Genomic DNA, 20,588 nt, shown 5'->3' with positions numbered 1-20,588 from the left:
TCCGGTGACCGGCTGACGATCACCGACTCCCGCACCGCCTACGTCAATTCGCTCGAGAGGCCCCCACATGTCTTCCTCTTCCCTGCCGCTCAGCCGGCGCCGACTGCTGGCGGCGGCCGGCGCGGCCACGGCCTTCGGCCTGCTGCGATTCGCCCCCGAGGCCGCCGCGACCGACGGCCCCGGGAGCTACACCCCGAGCTGGTCCTCCGTGGACCAGCACCCCCCGGCCCCGGCCTGGTTCCAGGACGCCAAGTTCGGCATCTACTACCACTGGGGTGCCTTCAGCGTCCCCGCGTTCGGGAACGAGTGGTATCCGCGCAACATGTACATCGGCGGCTCGGCCGAGAACCGGCACCACATCGCCACCTACGGCGACCCCTCGGCCTGGCCGTACCACAACTTCATCGACGGCGCCCGCGACAAGGCCGGCAACTACGTGCAGTTCGCGCCGAAACTCGCCTCCCAGGGCGGCAAGTTCGATCCGGACGCCTGGGCGCAGCTGTTCAAGGCCGCCGGCGCGAAGTTCGCCGGACCGGTCGCCGAGCACCACGACGGCTTCTCCATGTGGAACAGCCGCTCCAACCCGTGGAATTCGGTCCAGCGCGGCCCCCGACTCGACCTGGTGGGACTGCACGCGCAGGTCATCCGGGGGCAGGGGCTGAAGTTCATGGCCTCGTTGCACCACGCCTACAATTTCAACGGCTACTACGACCATGTGCCGTCCCAGTCGGACCCGACGCTGCGCATCCTCTACGGCCAGCTGGGCTCGGCGGCGGAGAACAAGCTCTGGTACGACAAGCTGGTCGAGATCATCGACGGCTACCAGCCGGACCTGGTCTGGCAGGACTTCGCCCTGGACCGGGTGCAGGAGTCCTACCGGCTCGAGTTCCTCGCGCACTACTACAACCAGGCCGTCGCGTGGAACAAGGACGTGGTCGCGACCTACAAGGACGGCCTCAACAACAAGGGTGAGGTCTTCGACTTCGAACGCGGTGGCCCGGCAGGGCTGCTCACCCCCTACTGGCTGACCGATGACAGCATCTCCTCCTCCAGTTGGTGCTACACGGTGGGCATCGGCTACTACTCGACGCAGGCACTGCTGCACTCGCTGATCGACCGGGTCAGCAAGGGCGGCAGCATGCTGCTGAACATCGCTCCGATGGCCGACGGCACCATCCCCTCCGGGCAGCGGTCGATCCTGCTCGCCATGGGCGACTGGCTCGGCCGCTTCGGAGAGGCGGTCTACGCCACCCGCGCCTGGGCCAGTTATGGCGAGGGCCCCACCAAGATGGGCGGAGGCTCGTTCAGCGGACCGGTGGCCGGCAAACCGCAGGACATCCGGTTCACCCGCAGCCGGGACAACAAGGTGCTCTACGCCACCGCGCTGGGCTGGCAGGGCGGCACCATGACCATCACGACGCTGAACTCGAACCAGATCAACCTCAGCAGCCTGACCGGCGCCAAACTGCTCGACAACACCGCCGGCTCCTTCATCAACCTGCCCGCTCCGACCCAGGATGCCTCCGGCCTGCACCTCACCATGCCCTCGTCCAACCCGCCGTTCAGTGCGCTGGCGTACACGGTCAAGCTCACGTTCTCCGGTGAGATCCCCGTCCTGGGCCCGCCGGGCGGCTCCACCACCTGGGTGAAGATCGCCAACGTGACCAGCGGACTGGTACTCGACAGCGGGGGCAACGTCGCATCCGGCTCCAACCTCAAGCAGTGGAACTACGACGGGAGTACCAATCTCCAGTGGCAGCTGATCGACCTCGGCAACGGCTACTACCGCATCATGAACCGCACCAACGGCATGGCCGCCGACAGTTGGGGCGATTCCACCAACGGCGCTCCTGCCCGGCAGGAGGCATGGAACGGTGGCAACAACCAGCAGTGGTCACTCAACAGCCTCGGCGGCAACCGCTACCAGATCATCAATCGGGGCACCGGTACCGCCCTTGACGGCAGTGGCAGCACCACGGCCGGTTCGACCGCGGTGATGTGGACTCCGAACTCCAGCACCAACAACGAATGGACCATCACCGGCGTCTGAACCATCCCGCAGGCGAACTGCCGGTCATTCTCGTACGGCGCCACTCCGCGTCTCGCCGTGGCCGAGGTGCTGACGCAGCCACTGCTCCGTCGTGCTCACATGCATCAGCGCCGCGGCCTCGGCCAGTGCGGAGTCCCTGCGCAGCAGGGCGGCGTAGATCGCCTCGTGTTCGGCGATGGTCCGGTCAGCGGCATGGTCGTCGACCATGCCCCGCCAGACCCGGGCGCGCACGGTGCGGCTGGAGATGCCCTCCAGCAGCGTAGCCAGGGTCCTGTTCCCGGCAGCTGCGATCACCGCGCTGTGGAAGGCGGCGTCGTGCTCGTTGAGCAGCTCGACATCGTCGCGGACGGCCCTCATCGCGTCAAGGTGGTGCCTGACCCCGACGAGGTCGTCGTCGGAGATCCGGGTGGCGGCGAGCCCCGTGGCGATCGGCTCGAAGAGCCTGCGCACTTCGGTCAGTTCCAGCAGGGTGTCACCGTGGAGCAATTCCACCGCCGAGCCCAGCCCCTCGAGCAGCAGTGCGGGCTCCAGACTCGTCACATAGGTCCCGTCTCCCCGCCTGACATCCAGGACCCGCGCGACAACAAGCGCTCTGACCGCCTCACGCATCAGGTTCCTGGACAGACCGAGCTCTGTGGCCAGTTGCTGCTCGGGCGGCAGCTTGGCGCCCGGCGGCAGTTCGCCGGACTGGATCATCTCCCTGATGCGTGCGATTGCCTTGTCGGTCAATGACATAGGCGGACTCCACACTTCCTGCTCGCATCCCATGTCACGGCCCGCGAGTCGTACGTCGACCCTTGACAGTTTCACCAGCCCGCAACACGATACCTCCCACACCCCAAGTACTTTCAGCGCTTGGGAGCGCTCCCAATGGGAGCGCTCCCAACGTTCGCCGCCGCCCTCGGCCCTGTCGTCCCCGCCGGGGAGTCGCCGGCGTAAGGGGGCCTCGTATCGCCGCACTTCCTCAGCGCGTCGCTCGCCCGTGACCGAGAGCGTGCGCCGCATCCCTGTCAGGAAACCGAGGTACAGTCATGCGCCACGGACTCCGCGCCCTGGTGGCAGCGTTCTTCGCTCTGCCGCTGGCGCTCGCCATCGCACCGTCCGCCCACGCGGCCGACCCGACCACCATGACCAACGGGTTCTACGCGGACCCCGACTCCAGCGCGAAGAGGTGGGTCGCCGCCAACTCCGGCGACGGCCGGGCGTCCGCGATCAACGTCTCCATCGCCAATACCCCGATGGCCCGCTGGTTCGGCTCCTGGAGCGGCACCATCGGCACCGCCACCGGCGCGTACGTGGGCGCCGCGGACAGTCGGGACAAACTGCCCATCCTCGTCGCCTACAACATATACAACCGCGACTACTGCGGCGGGCACTCCGCGGGCGGGGCCGCTTCGCCGTCCGCCTACGCGACCTGGATCGCCCAGTTCGCCGGCGGGATAGCCAACCGCCCGGCTGTCGTGATCCTCGAACCGGACTCCCTCGGGGACTACGGTTGCATGACCCAGGCTCAGATCGACGAACGCGAGGGCATGCTCACCGGCGCCCTGGCCCAGTTCAACCGTCAGGCCCCCAACACCTGGGTCTACCTCGACGCCGGCAACCCGGGCTGGGCGGACCCGGCGACCATGGCCCGGCGCCTCCACGAAGCCGGCCTCCGACAGGCCCACGGCTTCTCCCTCAACGTCTCCAACTACTTCACCACGGCCGAGAACACCGCCTACGGCAACCGCGTCAACAGCGAACTCAACGCCCGCTACGGCTACACCAAGCCGTTCGTCGTGGACACCAGCCGCAACGGCAACGGATCCAACGGCCAGTGGTGCAATCCGTCGGGCCGCCGCATCGGCACCCCCACCCAGCTGGGCGGAGGCGCCGAGATGCTCTTGTGGATCAAGACCCCGGGCGAGTCCGACGGCAACTGCGGCGTCGGATCCGGCTCCTCGGCCGGCCAGTTCCTCCCCGAGGCCGCCTACAAGATGATCTACGGCTACTGATCGGCCTGGCGGTCGACGGGGGGCCGCCGGCCGGGCTCGATGCCGGCCCGGTCCATGACCTGTCGTGCGGCCGTCGGCCAATTGCCGCTGCTCACCTGGACGTTTCCTCTCAGGACGTTGTTGTGGGGGGAGCCGGTCGCCACCTGGGTCGCGCCGCTGTTGTACCAGTTCTCCGAGAAGGTGCTGTCGTTGGTGTTGTTGGTGGGACTGGCGTTGGTGAAGGCCCACACCCCGGAGTCCCGGATCACGTTGTGCGACAGCGTCACGTAGCGGGAGCCCTCGTCCAGATAGAGGCCGACGGTGTTGCGGTTGTCGTAGATGTAGTTGCCCTCGATGACGGTGCGGGGACTCGCCGACAGGTTGTACAGGCTGCCACCGTCGTGGAAGACCTTCTTGGTGCCGTGGATGAGGTTGTAGCGCACGGAGTTGTCCGACAACGTGGTCGGTGTGCTGTAGACCGGCTGGTAGTTGTACAGGCCCCGGTTCCTGTAGTCCGTGCTGCCACCGGGGTCGTTGGCTCCCCAGCCCCAGCCGACGTCGATGCCGTCGTAGGCGAGGTCGGACACCTCGTTGTGCTCGATGACCGCGTGGGTGACATAGGTGGTCAGGATGCCCGACATGTCCTTGTAGTCCTGGGCGACCCTGGTCACCAGATTGTTCTTGATCGTGATGTCCTTGTCGACCATCGCGGGGTTGGACGGGTGGTGGGCGTCGGGTTGCACACCGCCGGCCACGATGCCGGCGCCGGCATCGTCGGTGAAGGTGTTGCGCTGGACAGTGATGTTCGACGCGCCCAGACCGACACCGGAGGCGTGGGCGTTGGCGTCGTTGCCTATGCCGAGAGCTACCTGGCCGAGATGGGTGAAGGTATTGCCGGTGAAGGTGATGCCGCGCGCGGCCGACACCTGTACGGCCGCCGGGATCTGGTGCCAGCTGTTGCGCGCCGCCTCGAACAGCGGGCAGCCGGACTGGCAGGACGTGAGGAAGTCGTTCGGCTGCTGGTGAGTGGCCGCGAGGAAGGCTCCGTTCTGCTGGTCGGCGTAGCCGGTCGAGGTGCCCGGCTGGAGCCAGGTGGAGTACTCGAAGCGGATGTTCTGGACGGTGATGTCGTGGGCCGGATCGTCGTAGGTGCCGCCGATTTGCATCAGCGAGGTGAGCTGCGGCAGCTCGACGTCGCTGTCGGCGGGATTCTTGCCGGCCGGTGCCTTGTAGTAGAGCTGGCCGGCGTCCGGGTCGAGGTACCACTGCCCGGCCGTTTTGAGGAAGGAGTAGGAGTTCTGGAGCATGAGGGTGCCGCCGGCGAAGGGCTTGGCGAGGGTGTCGTAACCCCAGTTGTTGTTGTTCCACGCCGGCTGCTGCATCGTGATGGTGGTGCCGTCGACCCTCTGGACGGGTGCGTAGCGGTCGGTGAAGGAATTCTGGCTCTCCACCTCGATCCGGTTCTGCCGGGGCAGTGAGGCGAGGTACTTCAGGTTGGGGTTGACGATGGTCATTCCGGTCTTGGTGACCTGGACGTCGTTGCGCGAGATCGTGATCGAGGCGCGGGGCGCGCCGGCGCCGTCGACGTAGAGCTGGCGCGAATCCGTTCCCTTCGGCACCGGTGCGGCGTAGATGTTCGCCGCCGCGTCATGGACTTTCCAGCCGGTCACCCGCAGCGCGCCGGAGAGAACGGGCGTCTGCCCGGGGTGTCCCCGCCAAGTGACGGTGTGACCGTTGCGCCCTGAGTCGGCTCCGGTGAGTCGTAACGGTTCCGTCAGGCGGTAGGTGCCGCCCGTCAGCTCCACGACCACGTCGGACGTGCCGGACAGGGACCGGGCGAGTTGCCGCGCCTTGGCGAGGGTGGCAACGGGGTGGTCAGCCGTGCCGACGTTGCGGTCACTGCCTCCGGGGGATACGACGATCTTGGCGGCACCTGCGGCTCCGGCATCCGCGTGGGCCGTGGACAGCATGGCCCCGGTGAAGGCCGTGAAGGCGGTGAGGGCCGCGGTGAGCGCGGCCAGTGCCCTTCCTGGTAGGCGGTACGTCATGACGTCTCCTCGGTGCCCGGGTCATCGAATGGTGTGCGGTAGGACGGCGGCCGGCTGTGCAGGTCGAGCCGGAGCGTCAGACGGATCCGGGTGGAACGCGGCAGCTCCACCCCCAGCCATGGCCCGCCGACACGGACCATGGCGGATGTGACGACCGGCTCACCGTGGCCGTAGTCGTAGAGACCGCCGATCCAGGTGGGGTTCTCGCACATGGTGTGGTGCACGGTGTGGATGCTGTGTTCGGCGAACGCCCCCGCCTGCACGATCACCGATCGCGCGCCCTCGGGGTCGAGATTGACCAGGTCGACCACCGTGGCCTCCGGGTCGACACAGGAGACCAGGGCCGCCACCGAGGAGGGCAGACCGGGGCGCCGGGCAACGGCGTCGTAGTACCGCACGCGTGCCTGTTGCAGTCCGCCGTTGTAGATGACCTGCGGCCCGCCCCAGGTCAGCTGGACCAGGGCCTCGGTGACCACCGGGTTCGACTGCTGCCACAGGTGGATGTCGGCCTCGGGCACGTCCGTGCCGCGGTAGCGCTCCATCCGGGCCAGCCGGTGGCGCACCTGGGCCTGCGCGACCGCCAGGATCCGCTCCGGGTAGTCAGGGGCGTCCCCGGTGAGGAAGGCGAACCACGGCTCCTCGTGCCCGGCCTCCTCCTTGTTCCGGAAGGGGCGCACGACACGCCAGTCGTATCCACTGGCCGACCGGAGGCGTTCGAGGCGTTCCCGGTCCGCGGCCGAGGCGGAGTGGTGCCACAGGGCGACCGGGACCGCCATCAGCATCGGGTTGTAGTCGAACCAGCCTCGGTCGGCGTACCGGAACGGCACATGGAGCGTGGGCGTGGTCACGTCCTCGCGGAGTTGAACGGTCCACTTCGACCGGAGGCTGGAGTCCGCCTCCATGAAGGTCATGATCCTCCCGTGGGAGATGATCTCGTCCAGCGCCGGGCGGACCAGGTCCAGGCAGGAGCCGTCGCCTGTGGCGGCCGCTCCCGCCAGGGCCGCGACCATCGCGGCGTGCCCGACGCTGTACCACCCGTGCGGCCAGGACCAGCCGTAGTGCCCGCCGTACCAGCGGCCGTCCAGCAGCCCGCCCACCGTGCCGTCCGGGGCGACGTTGTCGGGGAGGATCCCCCCGTGAACGGTCGCGCGGTCGCGCCAGGCGTCCACGTACTCGGCTATCCAGCGGCGATAGCGCGGATCACCGGTCAGCATCAGGGCGTTGAGGACGAGTCCCGAGGCGGCCAGGTTGACCGCGGTGTCTCCCGAGCCGATCCGCCGCCGCATCTCGTCGCCCAGTCGCGGGTCGCGGTCGAGCGGTGGGGCATCGGCGCCGTCCGGCACCGTCCACTCCAGAGGGAAGCCGTACGTCCGGGCCTCCTGGGGAAGCCAGGGGTAGGCATCGCCGTCGAAGAGCCCCCGGCGGTCGGGGTCGCTGCCGTTGTGCGGCCGGCGGATGATGCGGTGTTCCGGGTCGTAGTTGCCGTGCCGCGGATCGACGTAGAGGTCCGCGAAGCGCCGTGCCCGATGTTTCCAGCGGTCGGGGGCGGCCATGCACAGGAAGTAGAACAGCAGCAGGCTCTCACCCTGGTGGAACCAGTCGTAGCCTCGCTCGTACTCGTCTTTGAGCATGCCCAGTTCGGTCAGCTGCCGGGTGACTCCCTCCCAGTGCCGCTCGGACTGGGCCAGCAGGTCCTCGTGCCCGCCGAGGAGGTAGAGCTGTGGCCAGTTGAAGAAGGCCTCGTAGAAGTCGTCCGCGCCGTCGCGCGAACCGAGTCCGCCGGCGTACCGCAGTCGCCCGTCGGAGTCGGTGAAATCATCGGCGAACCGGCGCCAGGCATGGTCGAGCAGGTCGAACAGAGCACGCTGCGCCGTCGCCCAGCCCGGCGGTTCCATCAGCGGTACCGAGGCCGTGATGACGGATCCCATCAGATCTCCATTCCGAGCGGGGCGGTACGGGAGGCGAGCATGCCGGCCACCAGAAAACGTTGCGCGAGTGAAACGCGTTGATCTCCAGGAACAGCGGCACCACCAACGTGGCGTTCGGCATGAGCAGGTGATCAGCAGGGCGAGGAACGAGTACAGCGCCGAGTTGCGCAGCCACCCGAAAACGGCGGCGTCCTGGTGGTGGGCGTGCGGCCTTTTCCTGATCTCCTGGCATCGACCGCGCGGACCTTCGCTGTCATGAGCGACTCCACTCAGTGTTCGTGGCAGCTGGCGGAAGAACGTGGCCTGTCAGGCGGACGTCACACATAAGAGCCGCCCGCATGAGCACAGTCAACGGAATGAGTGAGCCTATTTTCCAAACTTTTCGGCGCTGACGTCTTTACGATGGAGTTTTACCGCCTTATATATGGATAAGTTGCTCTGCGCATCTCCAAAATAAGTCAGACACATTTTTCACATATGGCGCAGGTATATTCTCTTCCCTTACGGGGCGCAGCCGGGCACCGGGCGTGTGGCCTCTCCGTTGAAGGAGGTAAGCGGTTGGACGGACAGCCTGTGCCGGCGACTGGCCCTATGACGCCCTCGCAGCGGCGCCATGCCGAGTCGACGGGCGCCTACCGCCCCGGGTACGAGCTCGTGGCCGAGCAGATCCTCGAGCTCATCGCCGAGTTGCGGTTGCAGCCGGGTGACCGGATGCCGACGGAGAACGACCTGGCCTCCCGTCTGGGCACGAGTCGCACGGTGGTGCGGGAGGCGGTGAAGATCCTCTCCGCGATCGGGCGGGTGCGCGCGCACAAGGGGCGGGGCCTCTACGTGACGGACGACGAGGGTCTGCTGGGCTCCTCGCGCTGGGGAAGCATCTTCTTGCCGACCGACCTGGAACACGTCTACCAGCTCTTCGAATTCCGGCGAGTGCAGGAAGCCGCGGCGAGCCGGTTGGCCGCCGCCCGGGCGACTCCTGCCGAGTTGCGTGCCATCGAGACCGCGGCGGAGATGTGCCGCGAGGGGCACGTGACGGGGCAGCGGGCGTTGTTCGACCGCGGTGACGACGACTTTCACCTCGGCATCGCCACCGCCTCGCATAATCCGTTCCTCGTCGCGGCGGTACGCGAGGCGCGCCGGTTGCAGCGCCAGTCCAGCACGATCGGACTGCACGGCACGGTCGGCGGCCATGCCGCGGAAGCCGTGGAGGAACACGCCGCGATCTGCCGGGCCATCAGGGACGGTGATCCGGAGGCGGCGGCCGGGGCCGCCATGACCCATCTGGACAACACGCTCGAGGACTACCGGCGTGAGATCCAGCGCCGGGTCTTCGGCTGATCCGCCCGACCGGTCGCGGCCGACGGGTCGGTAGCCCTCTCGTCACCGAAAGGGTTGACAAACCTCAGGGCCTCTCTACGATCCTGGCCTACCGAGAGTACGACCAATGTTCGGCATATCGAATGCCCTGTGCTCGTGGGCTCCGCAGACCGCGCGCACGGACTTCAGGCTTGTCATGCACATGCTCTATCCGCGACGTGGCCGCTCACCGCGCCATCGTCGACACGTCCCTCCGGGAGGAGAGCCATGCAGCCTTCATCAGCATCCCCGTCGGAGCCACGGCCCCGCAGACGGCGTTCGTCCGTGGCTGTTGCCGCACGCTCGGCGCTGATGTCGATCGCGGCACTGGCGACCGTGTTCACCTGGCCGGTGGCGGCGTCGGCGGCCGCCACCGGGCCGTGCGACATCTACGCCTCGGGCGGCACCCCCTGTGTGGCCGCACACAGCACGGTTCGCGCGCTCTACGGGGCCTACGGGGGCAAGCTGTACCAGGTCAGGCGTTCGTCGGACAACGCCACCCGGGACATCGGCGCGCTCGGCGCGGGCGGTGTCGCCAACGCCGCCGCCCAGGACTCGTTCTGTTCCGGCGCCACCTGCGTGACCACCGTCGTCTACGACCAGTCCGGACGCGGAAACGACCTGTGGTACCAGGGGTCCGCTCAGGTCCCCGGCTCAAGCCAGAGCAGCCCCGCGAAGGCGACTTCCGAGTCCCTGACCGCCGGTGGCAGCAAGGCGTATTCCCTGTACATCAACCCCGGCAACAGCTACTGGCGCGACGGCCACACCACCGGCATCCCCACCGGCAGCAGCCCTGAGGGGATGTACATGGTGACGAGCGGCACGCACGTCAACAACGGCTGCTGCTTCGACTACGGCAACAGCGAGACCACGCGGAAGGCGGATGCCGCCGGCGCCATGGACGCCATCAACTTCAGCACCTCGTGCTGGTTCGGCGGATGCTCCGGCCGCGGCCCGTGGGTCCAGGCGGACCTCGAATGGGGCCTCTACCCGGGGGGAAGCCAGTCCTGGAACCCCAAGCAGCGGGCCTTCACCAGCAAGTTCGTCACCGCCACCCTGAAGAACAACGGCACCTCCCGCTTCGCCATCAAGGGCAGCGATGCCCAGGCCGGCAACCTGACCACCCTGTGGGACGGCGCCCTGCCGGGCGGCTACAGCCCCATGAAGAAGCAGGGCGCCATCGTCCTGGGCAGCGGCGGCGACTGCTGCAAGCCCGGCGGCGGCGCCAACCTCAGCGCCGGCACCTTCTACGAGGGCGCCATGGTCGCGGGCTATCCGTCCGACCAGACGGAGAGCGCCGTCCAGGCCAACGTGGTCGCCGCCGGCTACCGCTGACCAGCTCATTCCGACTCGAGGCCGGCCGTCGCCCGCGTCCTGATCGCGGCGGGGACCCTCTCGGCCGTCACCTCTGCGTCAGCCAGTGCCTTGGGAGCCGACGATGACCTACGCCCGACCGCTTTCGCCAGCGTTACCGTTTTCGGCCGGCAGGAGACTCAGGCGAGCAGTCGCCTGGGTGGTGGGCCTCATGCTCGCCCTCGCCGTCCCCGCCGTCGTCCAGCCCACCGCGGCAAGGGCGGACAACCCGATCGTGCAGACCATCTTCACCGCAGACCCCGCGCCGCTGGTCCACAACGGCCGGGTGTACCTCTACACCGGGCACGACGAGGACAACTCCACCAACTACACCATGAAGGAATGGCGGGTGTGGTCCTCCGACGACATGGTCAACTGGACCGATCACGGCTCCCCGCTCAACCTGTCCTCCTTCAGCTGGGCATCCTCCAACGCCTGGGCGGGACAGGCCGTCTACCGCAACGGCAAGTTCTACTGGTACGTGCCGATGACGAACCGGGCGACCGGCCGGATGGCCATCGGCGTGGCGGTGGCCGACAGCCCCACCGGGCCGTTCCGTGACGCCCTCGGCCATCCCCTGGTGGAGAACGGCCAGATCGACCCGACGGTCTTCATCGACGACGACGGCCAGGCATACCTGTACTGGGGAAACCCGGACCTGTGGTACGTCAAGCTGAACGCGGACATGACCTCCTACTCGGGCAGCCCCACCAAGATCCCGCTCACCACCGCGGGCTTCGGCACCCGTACGGGAGACGCCAACCGGCCCACCCTGTTCGAAGAGGGGCCCTGGGTCTACAAGCGGGGCCGCCTGTACTACATCGTCTTCGCGGCCAAGTGCTGCTCGGAGTTCATCGCCTATTCGACCGCCCCCGGCCCGACCGGGCCGTGGACCTACCGAGGCACGGTCATGCCCACCCAGGGCGGCAGCTTCACCAATCACCCGGGTATCACCGACTTCAAGGGGAATTCCTACTTCTTCTACCACAACGGCGCCCTCACGGGTGGGGGCGGCTACACGCGCTCGGTCGCCGTGGAGAAGTTCTCCTACACGTCCGACGGCACGATCCCGACGATCAACATGACCAACGCCGGGGCGCCTCAGGTCGGCACGCTCGATCCGTACACACGTCAGGAAGCCGAGACGATCGCCTGGGAGTCGGGAGTCGAGACCGAGCCGTCCGGCGACGGAGGGCTGAATGTCGGATACATCGACAACGGCGACTACATCAAGGTCAAGGGCGTCGGGTTCGGTGCGGGTGCGTCGTCCTTCACGGCACGCGTGGCCTCGACGGTCGACGGCAGCGCCGTCGAACTGCGCCTGGGCGGCCCCAGCGGGACGGTGGCGGGCCGGTGCGGTGTGCCGAACACCGGTGGGTGGCAGACCTGGACGACGGTGTCCTGTCCGGTCAGCGGCGCGACGGGCACCCAGGACCTGTATCTGAGGTTCACCGGCGGCAGTGGCTATCTGCTCAACATGAATTGGTGGCGGTTCACCGCCGCCTCCGCGGCGACAGCGTCGAAGTAGCGCCGCGCCAAGGTGCTCGGGCGACTGAACCCCGGCCACCACATCCCCTCCCATCCACCACCAGGAGTCATCGATGTCGATGCGACGGCGCACCTTCCTCGGCACGGCCGCCGCGGCCGGCGTGGGCTTATCCGCGCTCGGCGGCACAGCGGTCGCCGACACCCCCACACCCCGGACGGCTTCCCCGCGGCAGGCGCCCACCCAGAAGTTCCCCATCGGAGTACGGCAGTACAACTGGTCCCGCGGCGGGCGCCAGCTCCTCACCAAGATCTTCTACCCGGCCGCCACCGGCAACCCGGGCGGCAACCCCATCCCGGACGCCCCCATCGCAAGCGGCGTCTTCCCCATCGCCGAGTGGAGCCACGGCATGGGGTGCAACTCCGACTGCTACTCCTCGCAGACCCACGACCTGGCCGCCGCCGGCTTCATCTGCCCCGCTCCCTCGTTCTCCGACAACACCAACATCGGCAGCGTCTACAACGGCAATTGGTCGAAGGACGTCTCCGAGGTCCTCACCCGGACACTGGCGCTGAACACGGGCAGTCCGTTCGCCGGACACATCGACACCAGGACCGGTGTCGGCGTCTCCGGCCACTCGATGGGCGGGATGACCACCCACGGCCTGCTCACCGCCTGGCCGGACAACCGCATCGTCGCCGCCGTGCCGGTCGCCTGCGTGGACATGGGCAACCCCGCCGGTCTCAAAGCCAAGGTGCTGTTCATCCACGGCAGCAACGACGGGACCTGCCCCATCAACTCGGCGCGGCAGGCGTACAGCGAACTCCCCGCGCCGAAGGCGTTCCTCACCCAGAACGGTGCCGACCACGGCTCGTTCCTGACACCGCAGTACCCGTACTACGCCCAGACGGAGAACACCTTCCTGGACTGGTTCCGCTGGGGCCTGTACGGCGACACCGCCGCCCGTGACCGCCTCCGGGGCGACGCCACGAGCAACGGAACGTCCTGGGTCGCGGCCCTGTGACAGCGACGAACCTGTAAGCCGGACGACGCCATCTGACGAATGGATCGGCCAAGAACCACCCGCCTCACATTGGTCGACCGTGGGGGACAGGGGTGGCCGACGGTCAAGCGCCGATCGTGCGGCCCCGGTTCCGGCGCTGGACGTACAGGCGGTTGCCCTTCGGGCCGGTCCATTCCAGGCGTACGACACCCGGCACGGCGGCGTCCGCGACGCGCGACGGGGCGGACCAGTAGCCGGCGGCCGGGTTGCGGAAGAAGGTGGCCCACAGGTCGCCGCGGTGGTCGGTGAAGAAGTTGTTGTGGCCCGCGCCGACGCCCGCGGTCCAGCGCGGGGAGTACGGGCCCTCGAAGTGGTCCGAGACGGCGACGATCGCGTCGTACTGGTATTGCGCACGGCCGCGGCCGGGCGGGTCGTAGGCGTGGCGGCGGGCGCCGTCGGCGTTGGTCGAGGTGCGGTTCCACGCGGCGTGGACGAGGTAGTACTTGTTCTGGTGCCGGAACACGTACGCGCCTTCGAGATACGGCTCGGGGGAGTAGCGCGTCTGCCGGAACCTCGGGAGGTTCGTCGTCGGGACGATGTCCTCCATGTCGTCCCGGAACTTCGCGTACAGGTCGTTGTGCAGCACCAGCCACGCGTCGTCGCCCTCGGCGTACAGGCTGCCGTCGATGTGGTGGTAGGCGCCGGGCTCGATGAAGTCCGGCCCGCCGGGGGCCAGATCGCCGAAGGGCTTGTCGAGGTTGCCCTTGACGAGCCGGTACGGGCCTTCGACCCCGCCCTCGCTCACCAGCAGGAACGAGCCCACCTTCCGGGAGTGGTCGCCCATGCACGCGACGATGTACCACGTGCCGCGGAAGTGGTGCACCTCCGGCGCCCAGACATCGCTGCGCTTGCCGAACCGGTCGTCGTGCCAGTACTCCTGCCACGGGGCGACGACCGTGCGGCCGGGCCGGTTCTCGCCGATGAACTCCGGTGACCACACCTTGCCCCGCTCGGCGCCGGGCCGGATACCGGTCGTGTCGGCCAGCCTCCACGGCCCCCGGATGTCCCGGGACACCCAGACGAAGATGCCGTCGTTCCACGGCCCGGCCGCGTCGAGCCCGGGCGCGCGAGTGGTGCCCGTGGCGACGTAGAGCGGACGGCCGTCGACCACGAAGCAGTTGACGTAGGTGTCCCGTATCCAGACCCGGCCGTCCTCCTCGTCGCGGGGGCGCAACTCGAGCGGGAGGATGAAGGAGTTGTCCTCCCGCGGCCACAGATCCGGCCGGACGTCCGCGAGGCCGTACGGCTCGGGGTCCGGCCAGTTCGACGGATACCGCCGTGAGGGCGCCGCGTGCGCGGTGGCCCCAGGTAGCGCCGCCGCGCCCAGGGAACCGGCGGCACCGGCCAGGAAGAACCGCCGGTCGAGGTGTAATCCGTGCTCGGAGCTGGCCATCAGTGCGTCCCTTCCGGTCATGCAGGGCACCGGCGCCCTGCCCGGGAAGCCACGGTAGGGATCCGCTCCGGCGGTGAACAAGACGCCTCGCCCGGGGCGCCGTTCAGGGGGCGGCGAGTTCGTAGCCTGCTTCCTCCACCGCGGTGCGCACTGCCGCCGGGGAGAGGTTTCCGTGGCTGGTCACCGTCAGGGAGCCGCTGGCGATGTCGACGGTCACCGCGGTGACGCCGTCGAGGAGTTCGACCTCCTCGGTGACCGTGGCGGCGCAGTTGTGGCATGCCATGCCGATGACCTTGTAGGTGGAGGTGGAGGTGGGCTCGCTCATGAGGGTTCCTGCGGCTTCGGGGCGGGCCGGGTGATGCCGTGGGCGTGGGTCATCCGGCCGTCCGGGGTGAAGGTGTAGAACGCCACGACGTCCGTGGCGATCCGCTTCTTGCGCGTGGCCGCGTGGATCGTGAGGCGGGCCGCGATGCGATTGCCGTCCGCGATGGCCTCGTGGACCTCGAACCGGGAGTCGTCGTCCTCCGCCAGGTTCTTGCGGACGGGGTGGATGTGGGAGAGGAGTCTGTCCCAGTCGAGCCGGATGCCGTCGTTGATCATGACGATGTCGGGTGTGTAGAAGCGGGCCATCGCCGGGGCCGGGTCGTGGTCGCCCCGTACGACTTGTTCGTGGAAGGTGGTGAAGAAGTCGGCGATGAACTGCTCGGGGGTGCTCTGGGGCAGTGGCTTCATGGTGCGTGCTCCCTTCCGGGCATTAACTCTTACAGGCTGTAAGATATAGAGGATCCGAAAACTTTGACAAGGTGTAAGAGATGAGTTCTTCGCCGCGGCGACGCGCCGACGCCCTACGCAGCCGTACCGCCGTCCTCGACGCGGCCGTCCAACTCCTCGGCGAGGACCCCGACGCGGGCATGGCCGCCATCGCGGGCGCGGCCGGGGTCACCCGGCAGACCGTGTACGCCCACTTCTCCTCGCGGGACGCGTTGCTCTCGGCGGTCGCCGAGCGCATGACGGAGAAGGTGGCGGAGGAGATGGACGCGGCGGGGGCCTATGAGGGTCCGGCAGGGGAGGCGCTGTTGCGGTTGCTGGACGCGGCGTGGCGCGTGTCCGAGGCGTATCCGGCGCTGATCCGGCTCGGGGGCCGTCCGGCGGCGCCCGAGGAGGACCGGGTACGCCATGAGCCGATCGCCGACCATATCGGGCGCGTGCTGCAACGCGGCCGGGATGGCGGGGAGTTCGACCCGGGGCCCGCGCTCTCCTGGCAGGTGGCGGCCGTGATCGCGCTGAGCCATGCCACGGGGGAGGAGGTCCGCGCCGGTCGCGTGTCCGCCGCCGACGCCACGGCCGCGCTCCACTCGGGGCTCCTGCGGCTCCTTGCGCCGTAGGGCGAGAATGGCCGTCTGACGGAGCGCCGGAGCCGGGGAGGAGCGGGCATGGACGCGGTGGTGGAGTGGGTGGACGCGCGCGAGAGGCTGCCGAGGAGCGGGATGCCCGTGGCGGCGGCGACGTCGGGCTGCTATCCGCCGGAGCCGGGGCAGGCGGTGGGGGAGGACTTCTGGCTGGTGTTGCCGATGTACTTCACCAACCGTCACATCGCCGAGGACGGCACCGAGTACCGCGATTGCTTTGTCGACTCCGACCGTGTCGTCCGCCTGCCCTACGGCCGCCCTTGCGCCGAACCCGTCACCCACTGGGCAGAGTTGCCCGCCCTGCCGGGCATGGCCGCGCACCAGGTGCTGGGGGAGGACGCGCGGACCGCCGTCAGGGACGCCATGGGGTGAGGCGTTCGGGGTGCCAAGTACCGCGCGGTCCGGGCCGGTGGGGGCTCGGGCCGCGCGGGGCCGGGGCGGTCGGCTACTCAGCTGCCGATGCGCGACTTCAGCAGCTGTTTGCCCAGCTCGGCGCCCTTGCGGCTGTCGGCCTGGGCCTTGCGGAACAGCTCCGCGACCTCGGTGTCCTTCTCGCGCTCCGCGTCCTGGATGTACGTCTCCATCTTCAGCGCGTTGCTCAGGCATGCCTCGACGTACCAGACCAGGTTGTAGTCCTTGTCCTTGGTGCCGGTGGTCTCGCCGGTCTCGGTGGCGTGGGCCATGGTGGTGCCTCCTCATCCGTGCGGTTCCGTCTCGGCGGCCGGGTGCCCCCGAACGCCGGAGTGATTCGTCAAAGAATGCGCTGAGTTGCGGCTGTCGATGGCCGCGCCGCGCCTACCCGTGGTCCAGCGAGGCCCAGAAGCGGGTGAGGGCGCGGGCGCCGCGGGCGGGGTCGTGGGTCATCCACCAGTGGCCGAGCCCGTCGAGGGGCTCGACCGTGGCACCGGCCCGGCGGGCGGCGCGGTGCCGCTGCTCGACGGTTCCGACCGCGTGGTCGTCGGTGGCGAGCAGGGTGAGTCCCGGCCGTTGCGACGCGCGTTCCAGGTTCCGGCCCAGCTCGGCCATCACCGGTTGTGCGGCCGAGGCGTAGAGCGCGACCACGGCGCGGCCCATCGCCTCGTCCTGACCCCGGGCCACCTGCGCGGCCACCGCCTCGTGCATCCCGCGGTCGGTGAGTGTCGCGATCCGTTCGTTGAGGGGCGCGCCGAAGCGGGAGGCCACATCGGCTTCGCCGACTCCCGGCGTCTGCCACCGCTGGGCCAACTCGTGCCAGACGTAGTCGGGTTCGAAGACGCCGATGGAGTCGCTGACCCAGCTGCGTACGAGGTCCGGGCGGCTCATCACCGCGTTCAGGACGTGCCCGCCGCCCCAGTCGTGTCCCACCAGGTCGACGGGTTCGCCGAAGCGGGTCAGCTCGCCGATCAGCCAGTCGCGGTAGTCGGTGACGGTCGCGCCGAACCCGGCCGGTAGCGGTGCGCCGAACCCGGGCGGGGACAGGCACACCAGACGCGGGCGCGTGCGCTTCAGTTCGGGGAGCAGCCGGTCCCAGACCGCCGCCGTCTCGGGGTTGCCGTGGACGAAGACGATGGTCATCAGCCCAGTCCCTTCAGCGGTACGGTCGGCTGAAGGACCGATTCCACCAGCGCTTCGCTGCGGAAACGGGACGCTGCCTGGTATTCGGGGTCACGGATCATGTCGGCGAACGCCTGTCGGCTCGGGTAGCGGACCAGCAACACCATGTCCCAGGCCTGCCCGTCCTCGGCGACCAGCGCGCGCCCGCCGTCTCCCATGTACTCCACCCGCACCCCGTACCGCGCGTTGATCGCAGGGCCGAGTGCCTCGGCGTAGCGCCGGTAGCTCTCGCGTCCGCCGTCCGGACGGAACCGCAGCAGGTTCAGCATCACCACTTCGCCACCCGGGTCCTCGGCCAGCAGGGTGTCCAGGGCACGGTCGTCAATCTCGATCATCAGGAAACCTCCAGTCGGTCCGACAGTCGGTCGACGCCGTGATCCTTACGTACTTGTTGGTCGAATAACAAGTTTGTTGTAGGTTCTCTTCATGACCACCACCCGCCGCACCCAGCAGCAGCGCCGTGACCAGGCCGCATCCGCGTTGCTCAACGCCGCCGCCGAACTGGTCGTCGAACAGGGCGTGCGCGCGCTGACACTGGCGCGCGTCAGCGAGCGAGCCGGGTACAGCCGCGGACTCGTCACCCACCACTTCGGGTCCAAGCAGGCGCTCCTCGAACGCCTGGCCCACGCCACCCAGGCCGGGTTCGTCCCCGGGCTCGACGGACTGCCGCCCGGCCTCGACCGCCTGCTGCGGCTGATCGACGGTTACGTCGGAGCGCTGGGCCGGGCGGGTGTGGCGCACCGGGCGTTCCTGCTGCTCTGGGCCGAGGCCGCCACGGCGCCGGAACTGGCCCCGATCTTCCGTGAGCGGGACGAGGCGTTCCGCGCCGATCTGCGCGAGGACGTGGCCGCAGGTCTCGCCGACGGCACCATCCGCGCCGACGTCGTACCCGACGAGGCCGCGATCGCCATCGTCGGGCAACTCCGCGGAATCGGGCTGCAACGGCTTCTCGACCCCGAGGCCGTCGACACCGAACGGCTGCGGCACTCGGTCACCGAGCAGTGGCGCCGGGCGCTGGCCCGCGCCTGAGGCCGCGCCCGGCCGTGCCGTTTTCCTGCCCGGCGGCGGGGCACTCGTCGCGCATGGATCATACCGAGGCTCCCGTCCTGGAGGCCCTGGCCCGGTATCACGAGCGGGGGTTCCTCCCGTTCACCCCGCCCGGGCACAAGCAGGGCCGGGGCGTCGACCCGGAGGCACGCAAGGTCCTGGGCGACGAGGTGTTCCGCGCCGACGTCCTCGCCTTCGGCGGGCTCGACGACCGGCTCCAGTCGGGCAAGGTGCTGGAGCGCGCCGAGGAGCTGATGGCCGACGCGGTGCGCGCCGAGCACACCTTCTTCTCCACCTGCGGCAGCTCGCTCTCGGTCAAGGCCGCGATGCTGGCGGTTGCAGGGCCGCATGAAACGCTGCTGGTGGGCCGGGACGCCCACAAGTCCGTGATCTCCGGCTTGATCATCTCCGGGGTCCGCCCCGTCTGGGTGGAGCCCCGATGGGACGCCGCCCGCCACATCGCCCATCCGCCGTCGGCCGACGACTTCGCGCGGGCGTTCGCGGACCACCCGGAGGCCAAGGGCGCCCTGGTGACCAGCCCGACCCCGTACGGCGCCTGCGCGGATCTGGCGAGGATCGCCGAGGTCTGCCATCGGCTACGGCGGCCACTGATCGTCGACGAGGCGTGGGGAGCGCATCTGCCGTTCTGCTCCGCGCTGCCGAGCTGGGCCATGGACGCGGGCGCCGACGTGTGCGTGACCAGCATCCACAAGATGGGCGGCGGCCTGGAGCAGGGCTCGGTGTTTCACCTTCAGGGCGACCTCATCGACCCCGCCCTTCTGAAGTCCCGCGCCGATCTGCTCGGCACCACCAGCCCGAACGTTCTCCTCCACGCGGGCATGGACGCATGGCGACGCCACATGGCACTGCACGGCGAGGAGTTGATGGGCACGGCGCTGCGCCGGGCGCATACGGTCCGTACGGAGATCGAAGCCATCGACGGCCTGCATGTGGACGGCCACGACGATTACGTGGGCCCCGGGCTCGCCGCCGACATCGATCCGCTCCCCGTCGTCATCGACCTCACCGGACTCGCGGTCAGCGGCTACCGGGCCGCCGACTGGCTCCGGGAACGCCACGGCGTCAACGCCCATCTGGCCGACCACCGGCGGATCAGCGCCCAACTGACCCACGCGGACGACGCCTCGACCACCGGTGCGCTGCTGGCGGCGCTACGCGACCTCGCCGACCGCACGGACGAGTTGCGGCCCGCGCCCGAGGTGGCCGTGCCGAGCCCGGGCGAGCTGCGGATGGACCAGTCCCATCTGCCACGGGACGCCTACTTCGGCTCCGTGGAGGACGTCCCCCTGGACAGCGCGGTGGGCCGGGTGGCGGCCGAGATGGTCACCCCCTACCCGCCGGGCATCCCGGCCGTGCTGCCCGGCGAGGTGCTGAAGCGTCCGGTCCTGGACTACCTGCGCACGGGCGTGGCCGCCGGGATGAATCTCCCCGACCCGGCCGACCCCGGGTTGCGCACCATCCGCGTCCTGGTCGAGGGGACGCGTGCGGACTGACGTACGGGGGCGCCAAACAGGCTGGCTAGCATCGGGGCATGCTATTACGCCGCAGCCATGACAAGCTCGCCGACCTGCCGCGCGACCCGCGGGCCGACGCGTACCCGATGCCGCCCGTCCCCCACGGCTGGTACGCCGTCCTCCGCAGCGGCGAGCTGCGGCCGGGGAAGGTCGTCAGCCTGCACTACTTCGGGCGCGCCCTCATCGCCTTCCGCGGCGCGGACGGGCAGGCGGGCGTGCGGGACGCGCACTGTCCGCATTACGGCGCGCATCTGGGCGCCGGGGGGAAGGTCGTCGGCGGGGAGGTGGAGTGCCCGTTCCACGGGTGGCGGTTCGGGGCGGACGGGCGGTGTACGCACGCCCCCTTCGCGG

Annotated in this window: 20 protein-coding genes; 11 read left to right on the top strand and 9 right to left on the bottom strand. The window is 69.1% G+C overall.

Annotated features, from left to right (window positions below):
• Positions 1-67 precede the first annotated feature (67 nt).
• Positions 68-2,050 (top strand): alpha-L-fucosidase, encoded by a 1,983-nt coding sequence (locus SSOG_RS09545; RefSeq protein ID WP_009714010.1) that lies wholly within the window; start codon positions 68-70, stop codon positions 2,048-2,050.
• A 24-nt stretch (positions 2,051-2,074) separates the two neighbouring features.
• Here the strand turns inward: SSOG_RS09545 and SSOG_RS09540 are convergent, their stop codons facing one another.
• Positions 2,075-2,785 (bottom strand): FadR/GntR family transcriptional regulator, encoded by a 711-nt coding sequence (locus SSOG_RS09540; RefSeq protein ID WP_009714009.1) that lies wholly within the window; start codon positions 2,783-2,785, stop codon positions 2,075-2,077.
• Positions 2,786-3,081: 296 nt separating this feature from the next.
• Between SSOG_RS09540 and SSOG_RS09535 the strand changes: the two genes are divergently transcribed.
• Positions 3,082-4,047, top strand: coding sequence for a glycoside hydrolase family 6 protein (locus SSOG_RS09535; RefSeq protein WP_039937027.1), 966 nt, complete (start codon positions 3,082-3,084; stop codon positions 4,045-4,047).
• Here the strand turns inward: SSOG_RS09535 and SSOG_RS09530 are convergent.
• Positions 4,041-6,074: a right-handed parallel beta-helix repeat-containing protein gene (locus SSOG_RS09530; RefSeq protein WP_009714007.1), complete on the bottom strand. Its 2,034-nt coding sequence runs from the start codon at positions 6,072-6,074 to the stop codon at positions 4,041-4,043. The two genes, SSOG_RS09535 and SSOG_RS09530, sit on opposite strands and share 7 nt — an antisense overlap.
• Positions 6,071-8,002 carry a DUF8034 domain-containing protein gene (locus SSOG_RS09525; RefSeq protein WP_009714006.1) on the bottom strand — a complete coding sequence of 644 codons (1,932 nt, stop codon included), beginning with the start codon at positions 8,000-8,002 and terminating at the stop codon, positions 6,071-6,073. Before SSOG_RS09525 ends, SSOG_RS09530 begins: the two co-directional genes overlap by 4 nt.
• A 591-nt stretch (positions 8,003-8,593) precedes the next feature.
• On the opposite strand from SSOG_RS09525, the gene SSOG_RS09520 reads away from it, so the two are divergent.
• The 4 genes from SSOG_RS09520 to SSOG_RS09505 all read left to right on the top strand — a co-directional run bounded on the left by SSOG_RS09520 (position 8,594) and on the right by SSOG_RS09505 (position 13,221).
• A complete protein-coding gene (locus SSOG_RS09520; RefSeq protein WP_167542480.1) occupies positions 8,594-9,340 on the top strand; it encodes a FadR/GntR family transcriptional regulator in 747 nt (248 codons plus the stop codon).
• Positions 9,341-9,394: 54 nt separating this feature from the next.
• On the top strand, positions 9,395-10,693 hold the full coding sequence (locus SSOG_RS09515; protein ID WP_009714004.1) for an arabinofuranosidase catalytic domain-containing protein: 1,299 nt from the start codon (positions 9,395-9,397) through the stop codon (positions 10,691-10,693).
• A gap of 181 nt (positions 10,694-10,874) precedes the next feature.
• Positions 10,875-12,239, top strand: a complete 1,365-nt coding sequence (locus tag SSOG_RS09510) for a glycoside hydrolase family 43 protein (protein ID WP_039940870.1) — start codon at positions 10,875-10,877, stop codon at positions 12,237-12,239.
• A 73-nt stretch (positions 12,240-12,312) separates the two neighbouring features.
• Positions 12,313-13,221, top strand: coding sequence for an alpha/beta hydrolase family protein (locus tag SSOG_RS09505; RefSeq protein ID WP_009714002.1), 909 nt, complete (start codon positions 12,313-12,315; stop codon positions 13,219-13,221).
• A 103-nt stretch (positions 13,222-13,324) separates the two neighbouring features.
• Here the strand turns inward: SSOG_RS09505 and SSOG_RS09500 are convergent, their stop codons facing one another.
• The 3 genes from SSOG_RS09500 to SSOG_RS09490 form a co-directional block, all read right to left on the bottom strand.
• A complete protein-coding gene (locus SSOG_RS09500) occupies positions 13,325-14,674 on the bottom strand; it encodes a family 43 glycosylhydrolase (RefSeq protein ID WP_009714001.1) in 1,350 nt (449 codons plus the stop codon).
• An 82-nt stretch (positions 14,675-14,756) separates the two neighbouring features.
• Positions 14,757-14,978 (bottom strand): heavy-metal-associated domain-containing protein, encoded by a 222-nt coding sequence (locus SSOG_RS09495; RefSeq protein ID WP_009714000.1) that lies wholly within the window; start codon positions 14,976-14,978, stop codon positions 14,757-14,759.
• Positions 14,975-15,385: a nuclear transport factor 2 family protein gene (locus tag SSOG_RS09490; protein WP_009713999.1), complete on the bottom strand. Its 411-nt coding sequence runs from the start codon at positions 15,383-15,385 to the stop codon at positions 14,975-14,977. The genes SSOG_RS09495 and SSOG_RS09490 overlap by 4 nt, the downstream gene beginning before the upstream one ends.
• Before the next feature lie 80 nt (positions 15,386-15,465).
• On the opposite strand from SSOG_RS09490, the gene SSOG_RS09485 reads away from it, so the two are divergent.
• Together SSOG_RS09485 and SSOG_RS09480 are read left to right on the top strand one after the other, a co-directional pair.
• Positions 15,466-16,038: a TetR/AcrR family transcriptional regulator gene (locus SSOG_RS09485; RefSeq protein WP_009713998.1), complete on the top strand. Its 573-nt coding sequence runs from the start codon at positions 15,466-15,468 to the stop codon at positions 16,036-16,038.
• Between the two features lie 48 nt (positions 16,039-16,086).
• Complete coding sequence (locus SSOG_RS09480; RefSeq protein ID WP_039937021.1) at positions 16,087-16,434, top strand: AQJ64_40280 family protein; 348 nt, start codon at positions 16,087-16,089, stop codon at positions 16,432-16,434.
• 77 nt (positions 16,435-16,511) lie between these two features.
• Here the strand turns inward: SSOG_RS09480 and SSOG_RS09475 are convergent, their stop codons facing one another.
• From SSOG_RS09475 to SSOG_RS09465, 3 genes are all read right to left on the bottom strand, one after another.
• Positions 16,512-16,745, bottom strand: a complete 234-nt coding sequence (locus SSOG_RS09475; protein WP_009713996.1) for a hypothetical protein — start codon at positions 16,743-16,745, stop codon at positions 16,512-16,514.
• A 112-nt stretch (positions 16,746-16,857) separates the two neighbouring features.
• Entirely contained in the window at positions 16,858-17,616 is a 759-nt protein-coding gene (locus SSOG_RS09470; RefSeq protein WP_009713995.1) for an alpha/beta fold hydrolase, read from the bottom strand.
• On the bottom strand, positions 17,616-17,990 hold the full coding sequence (locus SSOG_RS09465; protein ID WP_009713994.1) for a DUF1330 domain-containing protein: 375 nt from the start codon (positions 17,988-17,990) through the stop codon (positions 17,616-17,618). Before SSOG_RS09465 ends, SSOG_RS09470 begins: the two co-directional genes overlap by 1 nt.
• A 91-nt stretch (positions 17,991-18,081) precedes the next feature.
• Here SSOG_RS09465 and SSOG_RS09460 point away from each other — a divergent pair, with 91 nt between their 5' ends.
• The 3 genes from SSOG_RS09460 to SSOG_RS55815 all read left to right on the top strand — a co-directional run.
• Positions 18,082-18,684 carry a TetR/AcrR family transcriptional regulator gene (locus tag SSOG_RS09460; protein ID WP_009713993.1) on the top strand — a complete coding sequence of 201 codons (603 nt, stop codon included), beginning with the start codon at positions 18,082-18,084 and terminating at the stop codon, positions 18,682-18,684.
• A 53-nt stretch (positions 18,685-18,737) separates the two neighbouring features.
• The gene (locus SSOG_RS09455) at positions 18,738-20,216 is read left to right on the top strand and encodes an aminotransferase class I/II-fold pyridoxal phosphate-dependent enzyme (protein ID WP_009713992.1); all 1,479 of its coding nucleotides are present in this window, start codon (positions 18,738-18,740) and stop codon (positions 20,214-20,216) included.
• A 107-nt stretch (positions 20,217-20,323) separates the two neighbouring features.
• Positions 20,324-20,588: Rieske 2Fe-2S domain-containing protein (locus tag SSOG_RS55815; RefSeq protein WP_039937020.1), on the top strand; the 265-nt coding region annotated here is incomplete at its 3' end.

It is taken from the genome of Streptomyces himastatinicus ATCC 53653 (assembly GCF_000158915.1).
GTDB classification, from domain to species: Bacteria; Actinomycetota; Actinomycetes; order Streptomycetales; family Streptomycetaceae; genus Streptomyces; species Streptomyces himastatinicus.
Note: the sequence above shows the minus strand (reverse complement) of the source record. Positions and strands in the feature narration are given on the sequence as shown.

What these genes read in the sequence shown, in the direction of transcription:
- SSOG_RS09525 (WP_009714006.1), bottom strand. Translation starts at nt 8,002, where the DNA reads ATGGGATCCGTCATCACGGCCTCGGTACCGCTGATGGAACCGCCGGGC.
- SSOG_RS09480 (WP_039937021.1), top strand. Translation starts at nt 16,087, where the DNA reads ATGGACGCGGTGGTGGAGTGGGTGGACGCGCGCGAGAGGCTGCCGAGG.
- SSOG_RS09500 (WP_009714001.1), bottom strand. Translation starts at nt 14,674, where the DNA reads ATGACCGGAAGGGACGCACTGATGGCCAGCTCCGAGCACGGATTACAC.
- SSOG_RS09535 (WP_039937027.1), top strand. Translation starts at nt 3,082, where the DNA reads ATGCGCCACGGACTCCGCGCCCTGGTGGCAGCGTTCTTCGCTCTGCCG.
- SSOG_RS09520 (WP_167542480.1), top strand. Translation starts at nt 8,594, where the DNA reads ATGACGCCCTCGCAGCGGCGCCATGCCGAGTCGACGGGCGCCTACCGC.
- SSOG_RS09465 (WP_009713994.1), bottom strand. Translation starts at nt 17,990, where the DNA reads ATGATCGAGATTGACGACCGTGCCCTGGACACCCTGCTGGCCGAGGAC.
- SSOG_RS09540 (WP_009714009.1), bottom strand. Translation starts at nt 2,785, where the DNA reads ATGTCATTGACCGACAAGGCAATCGCACGCATCAGGGAGATGATCCAG.
- SSOG_RS09455 (WP_009713992.1), top strand. Translation starts at nt 18,738, where the DNA reads ATGGATCATACCGAGGCTCCCGTCCTGGAGGCCCTGGCCCGGTATCAC.
- SSOG_RS09460 (WP_009713993.1), top strand. Translation starts at nt 18,082, where the DNA reads ATGACCACCACCCGCCGCACCCAGCAGCAGCGCCGTGACCAGGCCGCA.
- SSOG_RS09490 (WP_009713999.1), bottom strand. Translation starts at nt 15,385, where the DNA reads ATGAAGCCACTGCCCCAGAGCACCCCCGAGCAGTTCATCGCCGACTTC.
- SSOG_RS09505 (WP_009714002.1), top strand. Translation starts at nt 12,313, where the DNA reads ATGTCGATGCGACGGCGCACCTTCCTCGGCACGGCCGCCGCGGCCGGC.
- SSOG_RS09530 (WP_009714007.1), bottom strand. Translation starts at nt 6,074, where the DNA reads ATGACGTACCGCCTACCAGGAAGGGCACTGGCCGCGCTCACCGCGGCC.
- SSOG_RS09470 (WP_009713995.1), bottom strand. Translation starts at nt 17,616, where the DNA reads ATGACCATCGTCTTCGTCCACGGCAACCCCGAGACGGCGGCGGTCTGG.
- SSOG_RS09485 (WP_009713998.1), top strand. Translation starts at nt 15,466, where the DNA reads ATGAGTTCTTCGCCGCGGCGACGCGCCGACGCCCTACGCAGCCGTACC.
- SSOG_RS09545 (WP_009714010.1), top strand. Translation starts at nt 68, where the DNA reads ATGTCTTCCTCTTCCCTGCCGCTCAGCCGGCGCCGACTGCTGGCGGCG.
- SSOG_RS09475 (WP_009713996.1), bottom strand. Translation starts at nt 16,745, where the DNA reads ATGGCCCACGCCACCGAGACCGGCGAGACCACCGGCACCAAGGACAAG.
- SSOG_RS09495 (WP_009714000.1), bottom strand. Translation starts at nt 14,978, where the DNA reads ATGAGCGAGCCCACCTCCACCTCCACCTACAAGGTCATCGGCATGGCA.